Here is a 16,068-nt window from a genome sequence, read left to right as displayed (position 1 = left end):
AGCCTACAGCCAGCTGACCTCTCTCGCTATTGCCAAGTGTGTCGGTTGTTATGGGAATCTAGGCATTATTCACAAGCTCGCCAAGTTAACATAAACATGCACCTTCGGGCAGCCGGCCTCTATACTCGCCCCCTTTAAACTCACCCCTTAAAGAATAATAAAAAATATTTTTATTAAGGGTGAATATCTAGAATTGATGACGTTTTCAACACTCAACAACTCAGAAAGGTACTTTCTTTGTGACCTTATTAAACATAAGCGATCTCATAGATTTCCATGCCAGAAAAATAGGCGACATAAATTTTATCAAGCTTTTCTAAAGGCTTACTTACACCGTAAATAGAACCGATAGCCAAACTCAATATTTGACGGAATATTCAACAGCCCAGTTTTACAAAGAATAATTAGACCGTTATTCTAGAAGCACCCATCAAAAAAAAAGGATTTTCCCAACCCTAACACCCAATTAGGCCAGGAACCATCAGCAAAGGCATACCCAAAAAAAATCTACTGGCTGCCATACTGATCCAACATTTTATTTTACCGAAAAACCTTGTAAGGTTTATATAGCGGGCTACCTCCTAGATTTTCTGCTCATAGACATGGAACAACAAATATAACCACACCAACAAGCTTGCTCGATTGACGACCCGCTCTACGCTTTACATTCGGGCGACTTAACCCAAGAAACCATTAGAAAATTCAATTAAAAATGTGTTAACCAAAAAATAGGATTATAAATGCCACCCGATAACATAAAATGCATATCTGAAAAATTAGAGCACACTAAAAGAAAAAATGAGGCAATTGCAGCTGAACTACTCACAAAAGCAAAAGAAGGTAATGCAAAAATAAACTGGAATGCGATAACAATGCTATTGTTATTTGGCGACCTCCTTGACAATACCACTCCATTTACTAACGTGAAGTCGAGCAGCGAAAAAAACATCCTCCCAAACAACAAAAAGCATAAAATAGCAGAGCCATATAACAACACTTATGAAGTATATGAATATTATAATGAGTTGATTAACAAATCGGTTAATACAATCCCCAAAGAAACCCCGTGTGTTATGGGATTATCTGGAGGAAGAGATTCAAGACATATTCTTCTATCCTTCAAGTCTCAACAAAGAAATCTCCCAAGATTAGTGACTTCAAGACATTTTTTAGGAAATCACAGCGAAGCGGATATAAAAATCGCACAAAATTTAGCCTCTAAAATAAATGCTAACATTCAGGTCGTACAACAACCAAATGATCGCTTTCACCAAGAGTGGGATAAAAACCTTCATACCGGGCTGCAAACTACTGCGCACTCATGGGGCTTAGCATTAAGTGATGCATTGAGTGGGCCCGAAGTTCTATTTGACGGGATGAATGGAGGCGTATTGTTTGGAAGATCAGGACTTCTTAGATCTGCTGTAGTTAAATTTGGCGAAAAACGACTTAGCTTTAACAATCTACGAAACCATGTGACACATCACTTAATCGAAAGACCATACAAATTACAGCAGTCATGGTTGCCAACTAATATAATCTCATCAAATACTATAAAGGACATACAAGATCAGGTTGATTCCTGCTTTCAACAATATGAAGATTACAACAACCCCCTACAAGCATTTCAATATCACGAGCACGTTCGAAGAAATACAAGGCTTTTTACTTATGGGTTAATGAAAAATGAGTTCGTTATCTGCCCTTTTGACACTATTGAAATGGTAAATTTCGCATTAAATCTTCCATGGGAATTATCAAGCGACCCACACTTTCAGAGCAATGCAATATCATATTTATTCCCTGAGTTTGGAAGCGTTATGTATTCGGAGCAAACTAATAACCTACCCCCCTCATGGGCACCAAATCAAGAGAGTGAAACTAATAGCTGGAATCGAATTTTGACAATTATTAAGCCGCACATTGAAAAAGCAGGGCTAGACATTCTAGAAAAATCGCGCCAAAAGCTAAAAACAATCCAAAACACAACACTTTTAGCTCAGGCAATTTACTGGGAAGAATATGGAGACTTACCAAGTGCACATGATTTTTTTTCGGATATCGGCTAATGCCGGCACCTAGCCGAGGAAAATGCGATTTTCGATGTAACCCATATAAGTTACTCAACATAGTAAGGAGAAAAAGCTGCGTAAATCTGACTGAAGCTCGACTACTTAAGACTTTATTTCTCACGCTAAAGGTCAATAGAGAAGTTAGAGTAGAGCTTCCTGTTATCCTCGTGCAGTTTAAACTGACAAACAGTCCAAACAAATAAGAAAGAGCTTCTGAAAAAATGACAGGAAACTCCCTCTACGGAGCGGAATTTAATTTTCAGTCAATCTCAGTTAGCAAGCAGTCAAAATCAAACCATTTGGGAGCAGCGAAACAAAAAAGGGGGGGGGAGAGAAGCACGAAGGTAGGACAAGGATTGTCAGAAATAAATCTACTAGCCCACCTCTAATATTGCTAGAAGCAGGCCTGAACCTTGAATAATGCCCTTACGTGCCTCCAGGTATTCAGCGACGGGCGGCGAAAATACCACCAGCCATGACCACTAGTGAGGAGAGCATTCCCACGCCAACCAAACTATATAGGCTGATGGACTGACGCGCAGCTTCACTCAACACTTCGCCAAATGGAAATTGCCAGGCAACGATGCCGGAGGCTGCCAGCACGGCCACGTATTGGAAGCGGCTTGCTCGGCGCTCACTCTGTTGCGAGGGCGCAGGCAGCTTTGCCATCACATTCTCGCAGAAGCCGTCATCATCGAGGTAAGGTTCATCGAACTGCAGCTGCTCTGCTAGCCAGGCATCAAACTGTGGGTCCTTGCCCTCTATCGCTAAATCAGCCAAGGTATTTCCCCTTGTGTTGCGCTGTTCAAAGTTAGCCATTAACCACCTCCTCGCGCCACGGCTGCAATAAGCTCTGTAGCTTTGCCCGCGCGCGGTTAACATGGGATTTTACCGTACCTAGCGGCAGCTTCATAATACTTGCCGCCTCTTCATGGGAGAAACCCCGCTGCATACATAAGTGTATGGCTTGGCGCTGAGCATCGCTCAGGGCGCCCATTGCCGAGTTTAAGTCCCTAGCCATCCCCAAACGCTGAGACTCTTCCACAGTCTCTTCAGCCTGGGCCCGGTCCACCGCCTCTTGATCCACCTCCGGTGCATTCTTGCGTTTATGGCTCATTACGAGATTGTAGGCAATACGGTAGAGCCAAGTGCTAAACTGAGCATCCCCCCGAAATGCAGGCAGTGCCTTGTAGGCTTTAATAAAAGCCTCCTGCGCCATATCGTCCGCCAAGCCTTGGTCGCCATCGCACAGTTGACGGAGCGAGAATCGCAACTGTGACTGATAGCGACGAACCAGCTGGGCGTAAGCCCGCTGGTCCCCGCTTTTGACGGTGCGCCTGATCAATTCCTCGTCATTGAGGTCCATATTCCCGGTCCTACACCTGCTTGTTATCGAGCTTCCAGTTGATAAAGCGGGCCAGGCCGATGAACAGTGGGATCAGTCCCAGGCTACCCACCCCGATTCCCGTCAGAGCTGTGAGCCAGATAAATACTGCTGCGCCAATCGCTATCAGTGTGATCCCTCGATCATTGGGGTTCCTGGGGCTGTTGCCCTCCAGCATATCGAGCATTTCAGGGGGGACATCGCGGCCATCGGCCACCATACGGTTGATGTTTTCCATTACCAGTTGCTTTTTGCGGTAACTATTTTGTGTCACTAGCCAGACAATCAACACTGGCATACCAAAAACACAGATGAGGGCAACAACGGGTACCAGCCAGTCAAACATATTTTCTGAATAGTGCTCTCTCCCGCTCCAAGCCCTGGAACCCTCTTCATGGCGCTTCGAAAGCCCGATTTCCACGTTCTCTGGCACGCTATCCAGGGCCTCTTCAACGACTTGACCACGCTCATCGAGAATGCCCTTACTCTCAAGCCTCTCGATTATTCGCTGACTCAAGGGGCCGCCAAATTCAGCACCCAGGTCCACCTGAACCTCGCTGCGCCCGCCGTCCTCTCCCTGAGATTTGATAATTAATACACCGTCGTCATCGCGCATAATCCGTACACGTGTATCGGACTTGGGTACCTCATTTTCTAGTACCGGTGGCAGTGGTGGTTCGGGCATTGTGCCGCTGCCTTCCTGGGCCCAGCTGCCCAGGGCGGCAAACGTTACCGTCAGTGCTACCACCCAGCGGGCAGCTACCTGCAGGGATTGTGAATTGCTCGCTCTCATTACTTACTCTCTATCGTTGTCTTTTTTCTACTGGTAACCGTCGGGTTGGGGGGCCCTGTCACACTACATGACCGTAATACGACCTCTGCTGTAAGGGCTTGGTGTAGCGCCGTGGCGGACCTTTTCTTTGGCAATACGTACCGGATAACGGAGGTCGCTGCCCTGGCCATTATCTATTGCCTTGCATTCACTGAGCTTTTGCAAAAAATGCTGATCCGTTTTCTCAGTAAGCTGCCGATGGATATCCTCCACGGAAAATCCCAGCTCAGTCGCCCCTGCATGACCGACCTGCATGCCGCCAAGCGCCAGCATCAGTGCGGCGCAAAATTGTACCTTCTTAAGTGATTTCGCAGTAAACATTGTGACCTCCTGATCGATTTTCCTTGTACGCTTCTATGACGGGTCCAGAAACGAGTTTGGATGCAGGCGCAGAATTTTTTTCTTAGGGCCACCCTTGTAAGGACATACTTTCTAGCCACACTGGACCAGCAAGTATAAATGTCGCAATAATCGCGCTTTTAGCTCGGGAGGCAAATAAATGCCTGGCATTAAGGAGATTTTGACTTTCTGGTTTGGTGGCCACACTCTGGATTACCATTCCTCGCAGGAATGCCAAAGGCGCTGGTTTTTAGCAGACCCAAAGCTGGACTTGCAAATAGCGAGAGACTTTGCAGAAGTTACCAACGAGGCTTTGGAGGGTAAGCTGGAGCACTGGCGCCAAAGCCTGGCCGGTGAACTCGCCCTCTTGTTACTGTGTGACCAATTTGCTCGCAATATTCATCGTGGTACGCATCTCGCCTTCCGGGGTGACCCGCTAGCCCTCGATATCTGCGAGGCGATATTGCAACGGGGAGAAGAGCAGGAACTCGGGGTATTCCAACAGACTTTTATTGGTATGCCCCTGGAGCACAGTGAAAAACCCTCTATTCAGCGGCGCTCCGTGGCATACTTCGCCCAATTGCAGAAGCGCCATGGGGATAATGAGACGATTGCCCCCTATCTTGCCACTCACTATCGATATGCCCTGGCCCACCAAGCGGTTATCGAGCAGTTTGGCCGCTATCCGCACCGCAATGCGGCCCTCGGCCGTGTTTCCACAGAAGAAGAGAAACGCTGGCTGGCTCAAGGGGGCGGCTTTAAATAATGGATTTACTCGGTTGGTTATCACTTGCAGGCATCTGCGCCCTCGGGGCCATGTCACCTGGTCCCAGTCTTTTAATTGTGATGCGTTGTTCAACTTCCGGCCTTCAGCAGGGCTTAGCCAGTGCTATAGCACACGGTGCGGGCGTTGCCATTTACGCGGCACTGACGGCCTTCGGCCTCGCGGTACTGATCACCAGTTCGCCGCTTCTGTTTAGCATCTTGCAGTGGGGTGGTGCGGCGATGCTGCTGTACCTGGGCTGGAAGGCTTTAAGCGCACCGGCACCGGGCTCGGCGGCTACGCAGCTGGAAGCTCCTCACTTGAGTGTTCGCCGATCTATCGTGCAGGGTTTTGGGGTGGCTTTCTTTAATCCGAAAATCGCTGTGTTCTTTACCGCCCTGTTCAGCCAGTTCGTCTCAGAGCAACAAGCCCTCGCTACCAAACTGGGTATGGCCGCCATGGTCTCCGGAGTGGATACTCTCTGGTACTGCATCGTGGCCTTGACTGTCCATGCCAGCCGCAAGCGCCAACTGGTGAGCAAACATCTTGGCCACCGTATTCAACAACTGTTTGGCTTGCTGCTGATAGGCTTGGCCGCTCGCTTGGTGCTGACTATTTAGCTGGCCTAATGTGAGCGAGCCGCTCGGGCGCCCCGTGCGCCCACTCTCTCGCCCTTGTATCACTTCTCACTAAGAGCCTGATTCCTCTCCGATACAAAACGCACCTATTCACCGAGCAAAAAAACAGGCCCGAAATAGGCCTGTTTACTGCGGAGATTGCAGCTCGGGTGCCTGGGGGGAGTACACCCGGCTGCAGGACGGCATTATGACAGTTACCACAATTTCCGGTAGCCCGGCCATCGCAATGGCGGCTCATCTAACCGCAATTCCCCATCCTGTATTTCTACAGGAGCCACCATTGACACTGAATATATATACAGTTACCGTATAGCCATACAAACAAACTGGAATGTCTGAAGGGCAATTGGGAGGCATATTATGGCCGTAGTAGCTGTTTGGAAATGTGATCGAGACGGAGCTATGTTCGACAACAAAAAAGATGCTGAAGAACACGATAAGATGCTGGAGCTTGCCGCCAACATTACCACGCTGATTGAGCGGAGTGTTGAAGGTATTGATGAGCAAGTGAGTGAAGAAATCGGCTTGCTACTGGCCAAGCGCCGTGATGCACTAGCCAAAGCCTGCAAGGGCAAACCGGAAGTCCTGCTGGAAGATGAGGATCACGGCGAAGATCCCTCTGCTGAGACAGTAACGCCTTTCGCCGCCAACCAGTAAAAACCTATCGTTTTATCCCTGTACTCTGCCCGGTTCAACCGGGCTTTTTTAGCTTTTAAGCGCTCTACACCCCACATTACCGTTGATTGCCCTACAGAGACTTCACCGATATTACGATATTAACTGCGGCCAGTATCAATATCACCAGCCAGCTAATCACAGTGCCCCAGAAACGCCCTGTATGTGTACCGCCCTTGCCTGCGGTCAAACCATAAGCGTGGAAAACGCGGGAGAGAAGAAATGCAATCCCAAACCCATGCAACCAAATATCTGGAAGGCCACCCAGCTCGGCAACCAACAGAAGTAACAACGCAATGGGGGTATATTCAACCGCATTTGCATGCACCCGTACACGAACCTCATTGCAGCGATCATCGCCTGTTCCAATGCCCACACGTTTAGTACGGCGAAATTGCACCACCCGACCCGCTAAGTAGAGAATCAAAATTGCACAAAGGCTGGTATACAGCGCTGTTATATTGGCCATGGGCCCTCGCCTCCTCTTATTAATCCGGTGAACAACAAATATATCGCCACCACCCTTTCCCCGACCACATCAATGGGTCACAAGCGAGTGGGCCTTTTTGTTCATTCTTAGTGGGCAAAAAAAGAGCGGGCAGAGCCCACTCTTTTTGATCAGCCGCTATTGTCTGTCAGTGGCGGTACCCAAAACCCGACCCCTTTCCTGGCTTCAGGTGGCGATCGCGTAAGCGGGTTGAACGGGTGACCAGAGATTGCGGCTCACCACCAATCAGCACCTGCTCTGGATAGCTCGTCACTTCCAGCGGATCTCCGCTCCAGACAACTACATCGGCCGTTGCGCCTTTCTCCAGAGTCCCGCCATCGAGATTGAAAATATCCGCCACATTACTACTGATACTCTTGAGCGCCTCTTCATAGGGTAAGCCGTGGGCAACTGCATTACCCGCAGACTGACGGGAGAGATACACATTGTGGGTGGAAGCATAGCCCGGGCCACTAATGGCCACCTTAACGCCAGCTTTTGTCAGCAGCGCGGCATTATCGAAGCGCGCTCCCAGACTGGAGAAGGAGATCGGCAAGTTGTCAATCGCATCGATCACAACGGGTACCTGGGCCCGGGCCAGCTGATCGGCCACCATCCAACCCTCGGCAGCACCGAGTACCACCAGCTTCACATTAAAAGCCTGGGCCAACTCAATAGCGACCAAGATATCACTGGCGCGATTGACAGTGATCAACAAAGGTTCCGTGCCATTGATCACTGGTTGCAGTGCTTCCAGATCCGCCAAACTGTAGTCCAGTTCGCGCCAATCCCCTTTGCGAATTGCCGCACGATTATCCCGGTACTCCCTGGCTTGGCTTAGAGCGCTTTCAACCTTGGCAAAGGCATTAGCGCGGCTGCCGCCTGCCAACTGGGCACCGGTCTCCCCGAGATAGGCTTTCTGGGCAACATCTTTCGCTTCAACACTATCAAACTCACCATTAAGTTTGATCGCAAAGCCACGCCCGGCAAATACTCTCTGAGCTTCAACGGCAGCCTTATCCCAAGTGCTAATTGCCGGGAACACCACGGCACTGGTCACCCCGCCAGCACGATTGAACGAGATCAAGGTAGATTTCGGGTTATAGGCCGGCAATGGATTAAAGGCACTACCGATACTTTCCCCTGTCACGGCGTGGTCGTTGGTCCCACTGGCTGCACTGATCTCCACTAGACCAAGCTCAGAAATAGGAGCGATAACACCAGGGGTAACCACCTTACCACTTGCATCAATCACCCTGTCGGCGGAGATATTCAGGGTGGGTGCCACCTGCTCCACCTTGCCGTCGATAATCAATACATCGGCCGATTCCAACGTGCCCTTGTCAGCCAAAGTATGGACCTTGCCGCCCTTAATCAGAACACTCTCAGCCTGGGCGCCTGCCGTCAGCACCCCCAGGGCCAGCGCACAAAATACTGCTATTTTTTTCACAGTCGCTCTCCCTCTGCATCGAGAATACCCAATTCGAAATCACTGCGCGGTTGGCGCTTCTTATCAAAACGATCGTACATCAACGCACCGTCAATAAAAACCTGGTCTACATGGGTATAAACACTAAATGGGTTGCCGGACCAAACCACTACATCGGCCATCTTGCCTTTTTCTAGGCTACCCGTTTGCGCTTCAATTCCCAACGCCTTAGCAGGGTTGAGGGTCATCCAAGTCACTGCATCTTTTGGTTGAATATCGAAGCCCGCGCGCTGACCGGCAGTCATTGCTTTGGCCACCTCTTCATTCAAGTGCTGAACGCTAACACCGGAGTCGGAATGAATCATGGCACAGGCCTTCGCTTGGTCGACAATGGCGATATTCGCTTCTGTCATGTCAAAAGCCTCGTGCTTAAAGCCCCACCAGTCCGCCCACATGGCCGCACAAACATTGTTCTCGGCCAGCAGGTCGGCCACTTTATAGGCCTCTACGGCATGGTGGAAAGTGGAAATCTGGAAACCGAACTCATCGGCAACATCCATCATCACGGCCATTTCCTCACCGCGATAACAGTGATTGTGCACCAGAATATCGCCGTTCAAAACACCAGCCAGGGTCTCGAGGCCCAGATCGCGCTCAGGCTCGTCGCCCCCTTTCTCTACGTAGTCTTCCCACTTTTTCTTGTAATTGCTGGCATCAATCCAGGCGCTACGATAGCCGGCTACATTGCCCATTCGAGTTGAAGGAGAAGTACCCTTGCCACCATAAACGCGCTTGGGGTTCTCACCACAAGCCATTTTCAAGCCATAGGGCGCACCGGGAAACTTCATATCCTGTACACTGCGACCCGGTACATTCTTCAGGGTGACACTGCGCCCGCCGAATAAATTGGCAGAACCCGGCAGAATCTGCAGAGTGGTTACGCCACCAGCCAAGGCCAGGGGAAACTGCGGGTCCTGAGTCCACACAGAGTGTTCCGCCCATACCTGTGCAGTATTTGGCGATGTCATCTCATTGCCATCCTGAGAGGATTCAATGGATGGGGCCGGGTAATCCCCCAAGTGGGAGTGCACATCAATAATACCGGGAGTAACCCACTTGCCCGTACCATCGACCACCAAGGCACCCTCAGGAGCTTTGAGGTCTTGACCGATTCGGACAATCTTTCCGCCCTCCAGTAGAAGGTCGGTGTTCTCCAGTTGCTCACCGGTACCAGTGAGCAGAGTAGCGTCCTGAATAAGAACCGGCTGAGACTGGGTAACAGAATACGTTGAGGGAAAGGCATCCAGGCGAGAGAAATCCAGGGACCTCTGTTCGCCCCCGGCCTTCTTCTCACCACAGGCAGACATTAACAGCGAGGCACAAAGCAAAGCCGCGATGCCGCGCCCGAAAACTCGAGAATGCAGCTGCATAGTAATTCATCCAATGGTCTTGAAGATGGCGGTGAATGCTATCAGGTTGGCTCGTCTTAGCCACCACTTCTGAGGAAAAGTTTGCCACCCCGATGCGTTCGCAGCCTACGTATCCAGCGAGACAATACAAATTGATGTGGATCACACCCTCATAAACACACAATTACAAAAGGGTTTATAAATAATGGCCTGTCAGCTATGACTACAAACCAGGTCAAAAAACCCATTACTTCCCTATATACTTTTTTATTTCCGCATGATGCAATTTCTGGTGAAAAAATACTCAACAATAATTCCGGAGGAGAACAGGTGATCAAAGAAAGCAGCTTTCCGGCATTCCCCTCATCTCCCATTATCACTACTAGTAGCACCCAAGGCCGGGATTCCCATCAGGTTTACGAGGCCCTACGTAAAAGTGAGGAGCGCTATCGCGAGCTGGTTGAGCATGCAAACTCAATTATTTTACGATGCGACAAGAATGGTCGCATTACCTCTTTTAATGAGTACGCGCAGCAGTTGTTTGGCTATTCCGAAGCCGAAATTATTGGCCGACACCTGGTAGGCACCATCGTGCCCGCCGGTGAATCCAGTGGCCGCGACCTACGCCAACTGATTCAGCATGTCTGCGACCATCCCCAGGAACATCGCTACAACATCAACGAAAATATCACCAAATCAGGTAAGCGAGTTTGGATCGCCTGGACCAACAAAATCCTATCCGGTGAGAATGGTCGCCCTACTGGTATTCTCAGTATTGGAACAGATATCACCAAACAGCGCTTGCTGGAAGAAGAGTTGCGTCAGGCTCAGAAAATGCAGGCCATCGGTGAATTAGCCGGCGGCATCGCTCATGACTTTAACAATATGATCCATGGAATCAGCGGCTATGCCGAAGTTATCCAACAAATCGCGGAAGATCCGCGCATTCGCGAGTACACAAACCATATCCTCACCACCGCGCGCCATGCTGCCGAATTGACCAAGCAATTGCTCACCTTTGCGCGCAAAGGCAACTATCAACTCAAAGATTGCAATACCCATGAAATCACCCGCGATGTTTGCGCCATGCTTGAGCGTACTATTGATCGGCGTATTCGCATCGAACAGCGGCTAGAGGCCGGCCGTCCCCATGTGGTCGGTGATCCCGCCCAATTGAAAAGCGCATTGCTGAATATCGGTATCAACGCCAAAGATGCCATGCCTGATGGCGGCAGACTGAGCTTTACCAGCAGTAATATTACCCTCGAAAAAGTGACCACTATTGCCGACTTTGAAATGCAACCTGGTCATTATCTGCTGATTCGCATTGACGATAACGGAACAGGTATGTCCCCCGAAGTGCGACGCAGAATATTTGAACCTTTTTTCACGACCAAGGAGAGCGGGCGCGGGGCTGGGTTGGGGCTCGCTGCTGTGCACGGCACCATTCATTTACACAAGGGTGCCATCCAGTGTCGCAGCCGGGAGGGAGAGGGCAGCACATTTCAACTCTACCTGCCTATCGCCGAGGCAAAGCCAAACACCCAACAAAAACAGGCAGAATCCTTACCGGCCGAGCGCAAACTGCGCATCATGGTGGTTGACGATGAGGCCATTGTCCGCAGCTACTCGAAAACACTTTTTGAGATGAATGGCCACAGAGTGGTCACTTTTGCTTCTGCAGAGCAGGCTATTACCTATTACCGGCAGTATTGTGATCAAGTGGATCTGGTTATCCTCGATATGATCATGCCCGGTATGGATGGACAGGAGTTGTTCGCCTTCTTGCGACGCATCAACCCTATGGTGAAAGCAATCCTCTCTACCGGCTACAGTGTCGACAGCAAAGTCCAGAAAGTTATCGCCGATGGCGTGCTCGACTGCATCCAGAAACCCTTTACTTACGACAGGCTCAGCAAGAAAATTGAGGAACTGATTTTAAGCGGTCAACTGGCAACACCTAAAGGGTGAAGGTCCGCACTCCACAATAGAGCGACTTAGCCAGCCAGAAAGCCAATCGCTAAGAACCTGAGAATATAAGTCGGTATCTAGTGCTTAATCGCCACTAATTCTGAAAATTTTTTTGTGTAGGCTCTTTAGAGAATAATGTGTGGGAGGTAGCGGCTCATATCCTGAGTCACCAAATTTCCATCCTCACGAATTGAAATACCTGCTGCCATATCGTCCACCAGCCAGCTGCCCAACAGAGTGTAACTTTTACCAAACTTCGGCAGGGGATGCATTGCCTGGTAAATAAAGCCTTCTTCTCCATAGGGCCCACCCGATAGCGATTGCACATCGCTGCCACGCACCACTGAAATATTGGCTCCTTCTCGAGAAAAAATTGGCTTTTTTACCAGCTCCGAATAATTGCTGGCTTTATCCAGCTCATCTTCAAAGAAAGAGGGCAATAAGTTTGGGTGCCCCGGAAACAACTTCCACAACATGGGCAGTAACGCCTTGTTGGACAGTATCGCTTTCCAGGGTGGTTCCAACCAGCGCACATTGTTACCGCCCAGCAAAGAGCCAAACTCTTCACGGAACATAAATTCCCAGGGGTAAAGCTTAAACATCCAGGTAATTACCTGGTCGCGCAAATCGGTAAAAGCCCCTTGCGCATCACAGCCGATATCTTCGATAAACACAAAATGATTGGTGATACCGGCTTCGCTAGCACAGTCTTGAAGGTATTGAACCGTGCCGCGGTCCTCCAGGGTATCCTTGCAGCAGGCAAAGTGCAGTTCTCGGCCGGGCGTCAAAAACTGTAAATCATGGAAGCGGTTAACCAGCTTTTCCTGCAAGCTGTTGAACTGGTCTGATTGCAACGGCAGAGCACGCCTATCCACATTATCTTGTAACCAGAGCCACTGCCAAAAACCCGTTTCATACAAACTGGTGGGAGTATCCGCATTATTTTCATAAAGCTTGGCCGGTCCCTGCCCAGAGTAGGCAAAATCCAAGCGAGAATAGAGACTGGGGTCACCATTTTTCCAGGAGTTGCGCACAAAATCCCAATGTTGTTCCGGGATGCAGAAACGGCGCAATAGCGCCTCATTCTCAAGCACCTTGGCCACAACATCCAGGCACATTCCGTGAAGCTCTTCGGTGGGGTCTTCAATATCCCGCTCTATCTGTTCCAGGGTGAACTGATAGTAGGCGCTTTCATCCCAGTAGGGTTCTCCATACAGAGTGTGAAAATGAAAACCAAACTCCTGCGCCCGCTCTTTCCAGCGCGGGCGCTCACCGATCGGTAACCTCAGCACTAATCAGCCTCCCCAGCTGCGGGAGCGACCGCTACTGGAGCGACCACCGCCCCAATTGGATTTAGCCGAAGCCACCGCGCCAAAGCCCCCTCTGGAAACGGTCTTGGTGACCTTGGGCTTCGGATCCATTGCACTCTTATCCACGGTATAGGACGTTTTACCGTGGCGACCGATAACCTGACCATCGGCAGTCATCAGGCGATCGTAGTAGCGGGAACCGGAGGCTGAATAGCGGTAAACCGGGTTGTAATAACCAGAGGAGCGATAACGCCGATCGTTATCATTCAGCATGGAGGCAACCATAAAGCCCGTCATCAGGGGCATCCAAAAGCCACTGCCGCTATCCCGACAACTGCCAAACTCTGCCTCACACTGAGATAAATTGGCATACTTGGGCCCGGTGCGTTCAGCTTCCGCGAGCGCCCGCTGATAGGCTGACTCACACTGCGCCTCATCAAGCTGTGTATTACTTACACAGTCCTCAACGGAAGACACTACCCTGACCTCCTCCTCTGAGGAGCAACCCATAAGGGCCGCAGTAATCCCCAAAGCCAGAGGGCGCAGAACAAAGCTGACCCCCTTACCTTTACGCATCCGTGTAAGGTTAATATTTTTGCTTCGCTTCATCCTCACTCTCCGCTCAGTAGCTCATGCAAGCTGCGTTGAGGACACCAACAGAAATAGTGGTGGAGGCTAGCATGATGCCGGCGCTAACCTCTCCATCCTCAATACGCTCAACAATACGCGGCATAAAGCCAAAACGAATAATGGCAAATGCTATTATTTGAGCCACCAGGGCGACCAATGCCCAGGTGCCGAAGTCAATGATGGAAACAGAGTTACTGGCGGCACCGCCTACAGCAATAGCAAAACCCAGCACCGCACCGCCAAAACCGATGGCAGCGGCTGCGTTTTTATCTTCACGGATTAATTTCCATTCGTCATGGGGTGTCACCAGTGCGTAGAGAAATTTAAACGCAATTAAAAATACCAATGACAGACCAAAATAGGCCGCAAAGTGAAGGATACCAGTCATTAAGTCATAGGGCTGGTCCATTGATACTTCTCCTTATTATCCGTGAATAGTCAGCTGTGATGGTGTCAGGGTTATACCAGTACTAATCACCAGGCTGCGACTCAAGTAGCCAGCGCTTTCCTCTTTTTCCTCAGCGGAGAGAAACAGAGATTCTGTACGCTGATCAGACAAATCGCGTTCAAAGAGCATGGTGAATTGATCTGTGAGGGAATAATCCCCACCCTCGTCATAGGTCTTCTCGGCCATATGCACCGGGTTGTGATAATCACCCGCAGCGGTCCAGACTCTTTCGTAGCTCCGATCTTGAAGCTGATACTTGGCTGCGCCAATTTCCTGTTTCAGGAGTCTGTCCCAAGACTGCTGGTTGGCGATATCGAGGGTATCGTAGAAGTGAAATAGCTTTACGTCTACTACATGCTCATCACTCTGACCACCTTCCGCTATAACCTGTAACCAAGCATCATCATCGGTGTAAAAACGATATACCCAAGTTCCATCAAGCTCTACAACACCTGCTGCTTTGATAATTTGCGTGGGCGAACAGGATTCAATGGTAAGCTCATCCAATATCAGGCGGATGGCCAACGGGTCCAATTCAAAACTGGCGCCAAGCCGCAATCCCATAATCTCCGGAGTTTTTACTACCGCAGTTTCTTTGCCTTTCAGTTTGTTGATTAGCTTGGTAAACATGTACTGGCCCCATCCCCTTCATTGATTCTTATATCGAAGCAGTGCCTTTCTTCAAGCCGCTTGGCCGAAATATAGTAAAGCATATCCCCTTTACTAACCTGATCTGTCAACGCTGGGTTTACATCAATTTTTACCACGCCCTGGCGACGGACGGCGATCAAGGTTGCAGACAGGTTCTTTTTAAAATGCTCGAACAGGGCGGAGAATGGTAACGGCTGCTCCCCGCGGTACTCTACACTGTACTGCGTCATTCCATAAGTGCTGTCCAGGAGTTGCCGGTGCAGCCTTGCGGAGCCGGGGTCCAGAGAGGATTTAGCCAACAGTTCCACTGCTACTGAGGGGATGCATTCAATTTTGGGACAGTGAGCACGCAACAACTCACCAACATTTTCATCCTGAAAGTAGGCTGTCGTGTGGCTGTTAGGGCTGTGTTTATCACAGAATAGCGCAGTGGTGAGTGTTACATCGTCCAGGGGATTATCGATAATAATCCGCGCAGCGTCGGCAAGGGCAGCGCGCTGCATGCTCTCAATATGAGAAAAAGATTCAACCCGGACAAAATCTATTTTTCCGGGCATGGGGTTCTCAATATCGGCCTCGACACAAAGCACGACTTCGGTTGTTGTGCCATTGGTCTTTGACAATAGCAGCTCTATCAGGCGAAGGGTTCGCGTTCCATTCCAGCCGATAATCACAGTGTGATTTACAAGATTTGTCATGCGCAGCCCTCTCTTTCCACGGTGCACAAACTCCGAAATTGCAAAGCCCGCCTTGGCAATCACCATGGCAAACAAACTCAAGCCGAAGGGAATCACCCAGGCCGCCACGACCACCTTGCCCGTCGGCGTTACCGGGGAAAAATCACCGTAGCCTACAGTAGAAGCGGTCACCACAAGCCAATAAATGAAATTTGCAGGGGCGACAATTTCGCTTTCTCCTGCGGCGCTGAGCAGCACATAGCTACCCACCACATACCCGAGAACACCGATAAGAATAGTTGTTATATTGGCCCTAACAAAAAGCGACGCCAAAAGGCGTCGCACTCGATAGA

At 50.0% G+C, this 16,068-nt stretch carries 17 protein-coding genes; 5 read left to right on the top strand and 12 right to left on the bottom strand.

Annotation, left to right across the window (positions count from 1 at the left end; genetic code table 11):
• Window positions 1–740: 740 nt before the first annotated feature.
• Complete coding sequence (locus ACCI51_RS15595) at window positions 741–2,069, top strand: hypothetical protein (protein WP_371844389.1); 1,329 nt, start codon at window positions 741–743, stop codon at window positions 2,067–2,069.
• A gap of 447 nt (window positions 2,070–2,516) precedes the next feature.
• Here ACCI51_RS15595 and ACCI51_RS15590 read toward each other — a convergent pair whose 3' ends face one another.
• From ACCI51_RS15590 to ACCI51_RS15575, 4 genes are all read right to left on the bottom strand, one after another.
• Window positions 2,517–2,891, bottom strand: coding sequence for a hypothetical protein (locus tag ACCI51_RS15590; RefSeq protein WP_299583439.1), 375 nt, complete (start codon window positions 2,889–2,891; stop codon window positions 2,517–2,519).
• Window positions 2,884–3,438: a sigma-70 family RNA polymerase sigma factor gene (locus tag ACCI51_RS15585; protein ID WP_299583436.1), complete on the bottom strand. Its 555-nt coding sequence runs from the start codon at window positions 3,436–3,438 to the stop codon at window positions 2,884–2,886. Before ACCI51_RS15585 ends, ACCI51_RS15590 begins: the two co-directional genes overlap by 8 nt.
• A gap of 10 nt (window positions 3,439–3,448) precedes the next feature.
• On the bottom strand, window positions 3,449–4,249 hold the full coding sequence (locus ACCI51_RS15580; protein ID WP_371844388.1) for a DUF6249 domain-containing protein: 801 nt from the start codon (window positions 4,247–4,249) through the stop codon (window positions 3,449–3,451).
• 63 nt (window positions 4,250–4,312) lie between these two features.
• Complete coding sequence (locus ACCI51_RS15575) at window positions 4,313–4,609, bottom strand: hypothetical protein (protein WP_371844387.1); 297 nt, start codon at window positions 4,607–4,609, stop codon at window positions 4,313–4,315.
• Between the two features lie 178 nt (window positions 4,610–4,787).
• Here ACCI51_RS15575 and ACCI51_RS15570 point away from each other — a divergent pair, with 178 nt between their 5' ends.
• The 3 genes from ACCI51_RS15570 to ACCI51_RS15560 all read left to right on the top strand — a co-directional run bounded on the left by ACCI51_RS15570 (window position 4,788) and on the right by ACCI51_RS15560 (window position 6,685).
• Window positions 4,788–5,393, top strand: coding sequence for a DUF924 family protein (locus ACCI51_RS15570; RefSeq protein WP_371844386.1), 606 nt, complete (start codon window positions 4,788–4,790; stop codon window positions 5,391–5,393).
• Entirely contained in the window at window positions 5,393–6,010 is a 618-nt protein-coding gene (locus ACCI51_RS15565; protein ID WP_371844385.1) for a LysE family translocator, read from the top strand. Before ACCI51_RS15570 ends, ACCI51_RS15565 begins: the two co-directional genes overlap by 1 nt.
• Before the next feature lie 378 nt (window positions 6,011–6,388).
• Window positions 6,389–6,685, top strand: coding sequence for a YebG family protein (locus tag ACCI51_RS15560; RefSeq protein WP_371844384.1), 297 nt, complete (start codon window positions 6,389–6,391; stop codon window positions 6,683–6,685).
• Window positions 6,686–6,776: 91 nt separating this feature from the next.
• Here the strand turns inward: ACCI51_RS15560 and ACCI51_RS15555 are convergent, their stop codons facing one another.
• From ACCI51_RS15555 to ACCI51_RS15545, 3 genes are all read right to left on the bottom strand, one after another.
• Entirely contained in the window at window positions 6,777–7,172 is a 396-nt protein-coding gene (locus ACCI51_RS15555) for an MAPEG family protein (RefSeq protein WP_371844383.1), read from the bottom strand.
• A 166-nt stretch (window positions 7,173–7,338) separates the two neighbouring features.
• On the bottom strand, window positions 7,339–8,640 hold the full coding sequence (locus ACCI51_RS15550; protein WP_371844382.1) for an amidohydrolase family protein: 1,302 nt from the start codon (window positions 8,638–8,640) through the stop codon (window positions 7,339–7,341).
• Window positions 8,637–10,049 carry an amidohydrolase gene (locus ACCI51_RS15545; RefSeq protein ID WP_299583413.1) on the bottom strand — a complete coding sequence of 471 codons (1,413 nt, stop codon included), beginning with the start codon at window positions 10,047–10,049 and terminating at the stop codon, window positions 8,637–8,639. Before ACCI51_RS15545 ends, ACCI51_RS15550 begins: the two co-directional genes overlap by 4 nt.
• 309 nt (window positions 10,050–10,358) lie before the next feature.
• On the opposite strand from ACCI51_RS15545, the gene ACCI51_RS15540 reads away from it, so the two are divergent.
• Window positions 10,359–11,999: a hybrid sensor histidine kinase/response regulator gene (locus tag ACCI51_RS15540; protein WP_371844381.1), complete on the top strand. Its 1,641-nt coding sequence runs from the start codon at window positions 10,359–10,361 to the stop codon at window positions 11,997–11,999.
• A gap of 125 nt (window positions 12,000–12,124) precedes the next feature.
• On the opposite strand, the gene ACCI51_RS15535 is transcribed toward ACCI51_RS15540, so the two are convergent.
• Genes ACCI51_RS15535 through ACCI51_RS15515 form a run of 5 tightly spaced genes read right to left on the bottom strand, consistent with a single transcriptional unit; the run spans window position 12,125 to window position 16,048 of the window.
• Complete coding sequence (locus tag ACCI51_RS15535; RefSeq protein WP_299583407.1) at window positions 12,125–13,291, bottom strand: glutathionylspermidine synthase family protein; 1,167 nt, start codon at window positions 13,289–13,291, stop codon at window positions 12,125–12,127.
• Window positions 13,292–13,294: 3 nt separating this feature from the next.
• Complete coding sequence (locus tag ACCI51_RS15530) at window positions 13,295–13,918, bottom strand: DUF1190 domain-containing protein (RefSeq protein ID WP_371844379.1); 624 nt, start codon at window positions 13,916–13,918, stop codon at window positions 13,295–13,297.
• Window positions 13,919–13,931: 13 nt separating this feature from the next.
• Window positions 13,932–14,348 carry a DUF350 domain-containing protein gene (locus ACCI51_RS15525; protein ID WP_299583400.1) on the bottom strand — a complete coding sequence of 139 codons (417 nt, stop codon included), beginning with the start codon at window positions 14,346–14,348 and terminating at the stop codon, window positions 13,932–13,934.
• A gap of 15 nt (window positions 14,349–14,363) precedes the next feature.
• Window positions 14,364–15,017 carry a YjfK family protein gene (locus ACCI51_RS15520; RefSeq protein WP_371844378.1) on the bottom strand — a complete coding sequence of 218 codons (654 nt, stop codon included), beginning with the start codon at window positions 15,015–15,017 and terminating at the stop codon, window positions 14,364–14,366.
• Window positions 15,002–16,048 (bottom strand): potassium channel family protein, encoded by a 1,047-nt coding sequence (locus ACCI51_RS15515; protein WP_371844377.1) that lies wholly within the window; start codon window positions 16,046–16,048, stop codon window positions 15,002–15,004. The genes ACCI51_RS15520 and ACCI51_RS15515 overlap by 16 nt, the downstream gene beginning before the upstream one ends.
• Window positions 16,049–16,068 lie beyond the last annotated feature (20 nt).

This window comes from Microbulbifer echini, from assembly GCF_041447225.1.
Taxonomy (GTDB): domain Bacteria; phylum Pseudomonadota; class Gammaproteobacteria; order Pseudomonadales; family Cellvibrionaceae; genus Microbulbifer; species Microbulbifer echini.
Note: the sequence above shows the minus strand (reverse complement) of the source record. Positions and strands in the feature narration are given on the sequence as shown.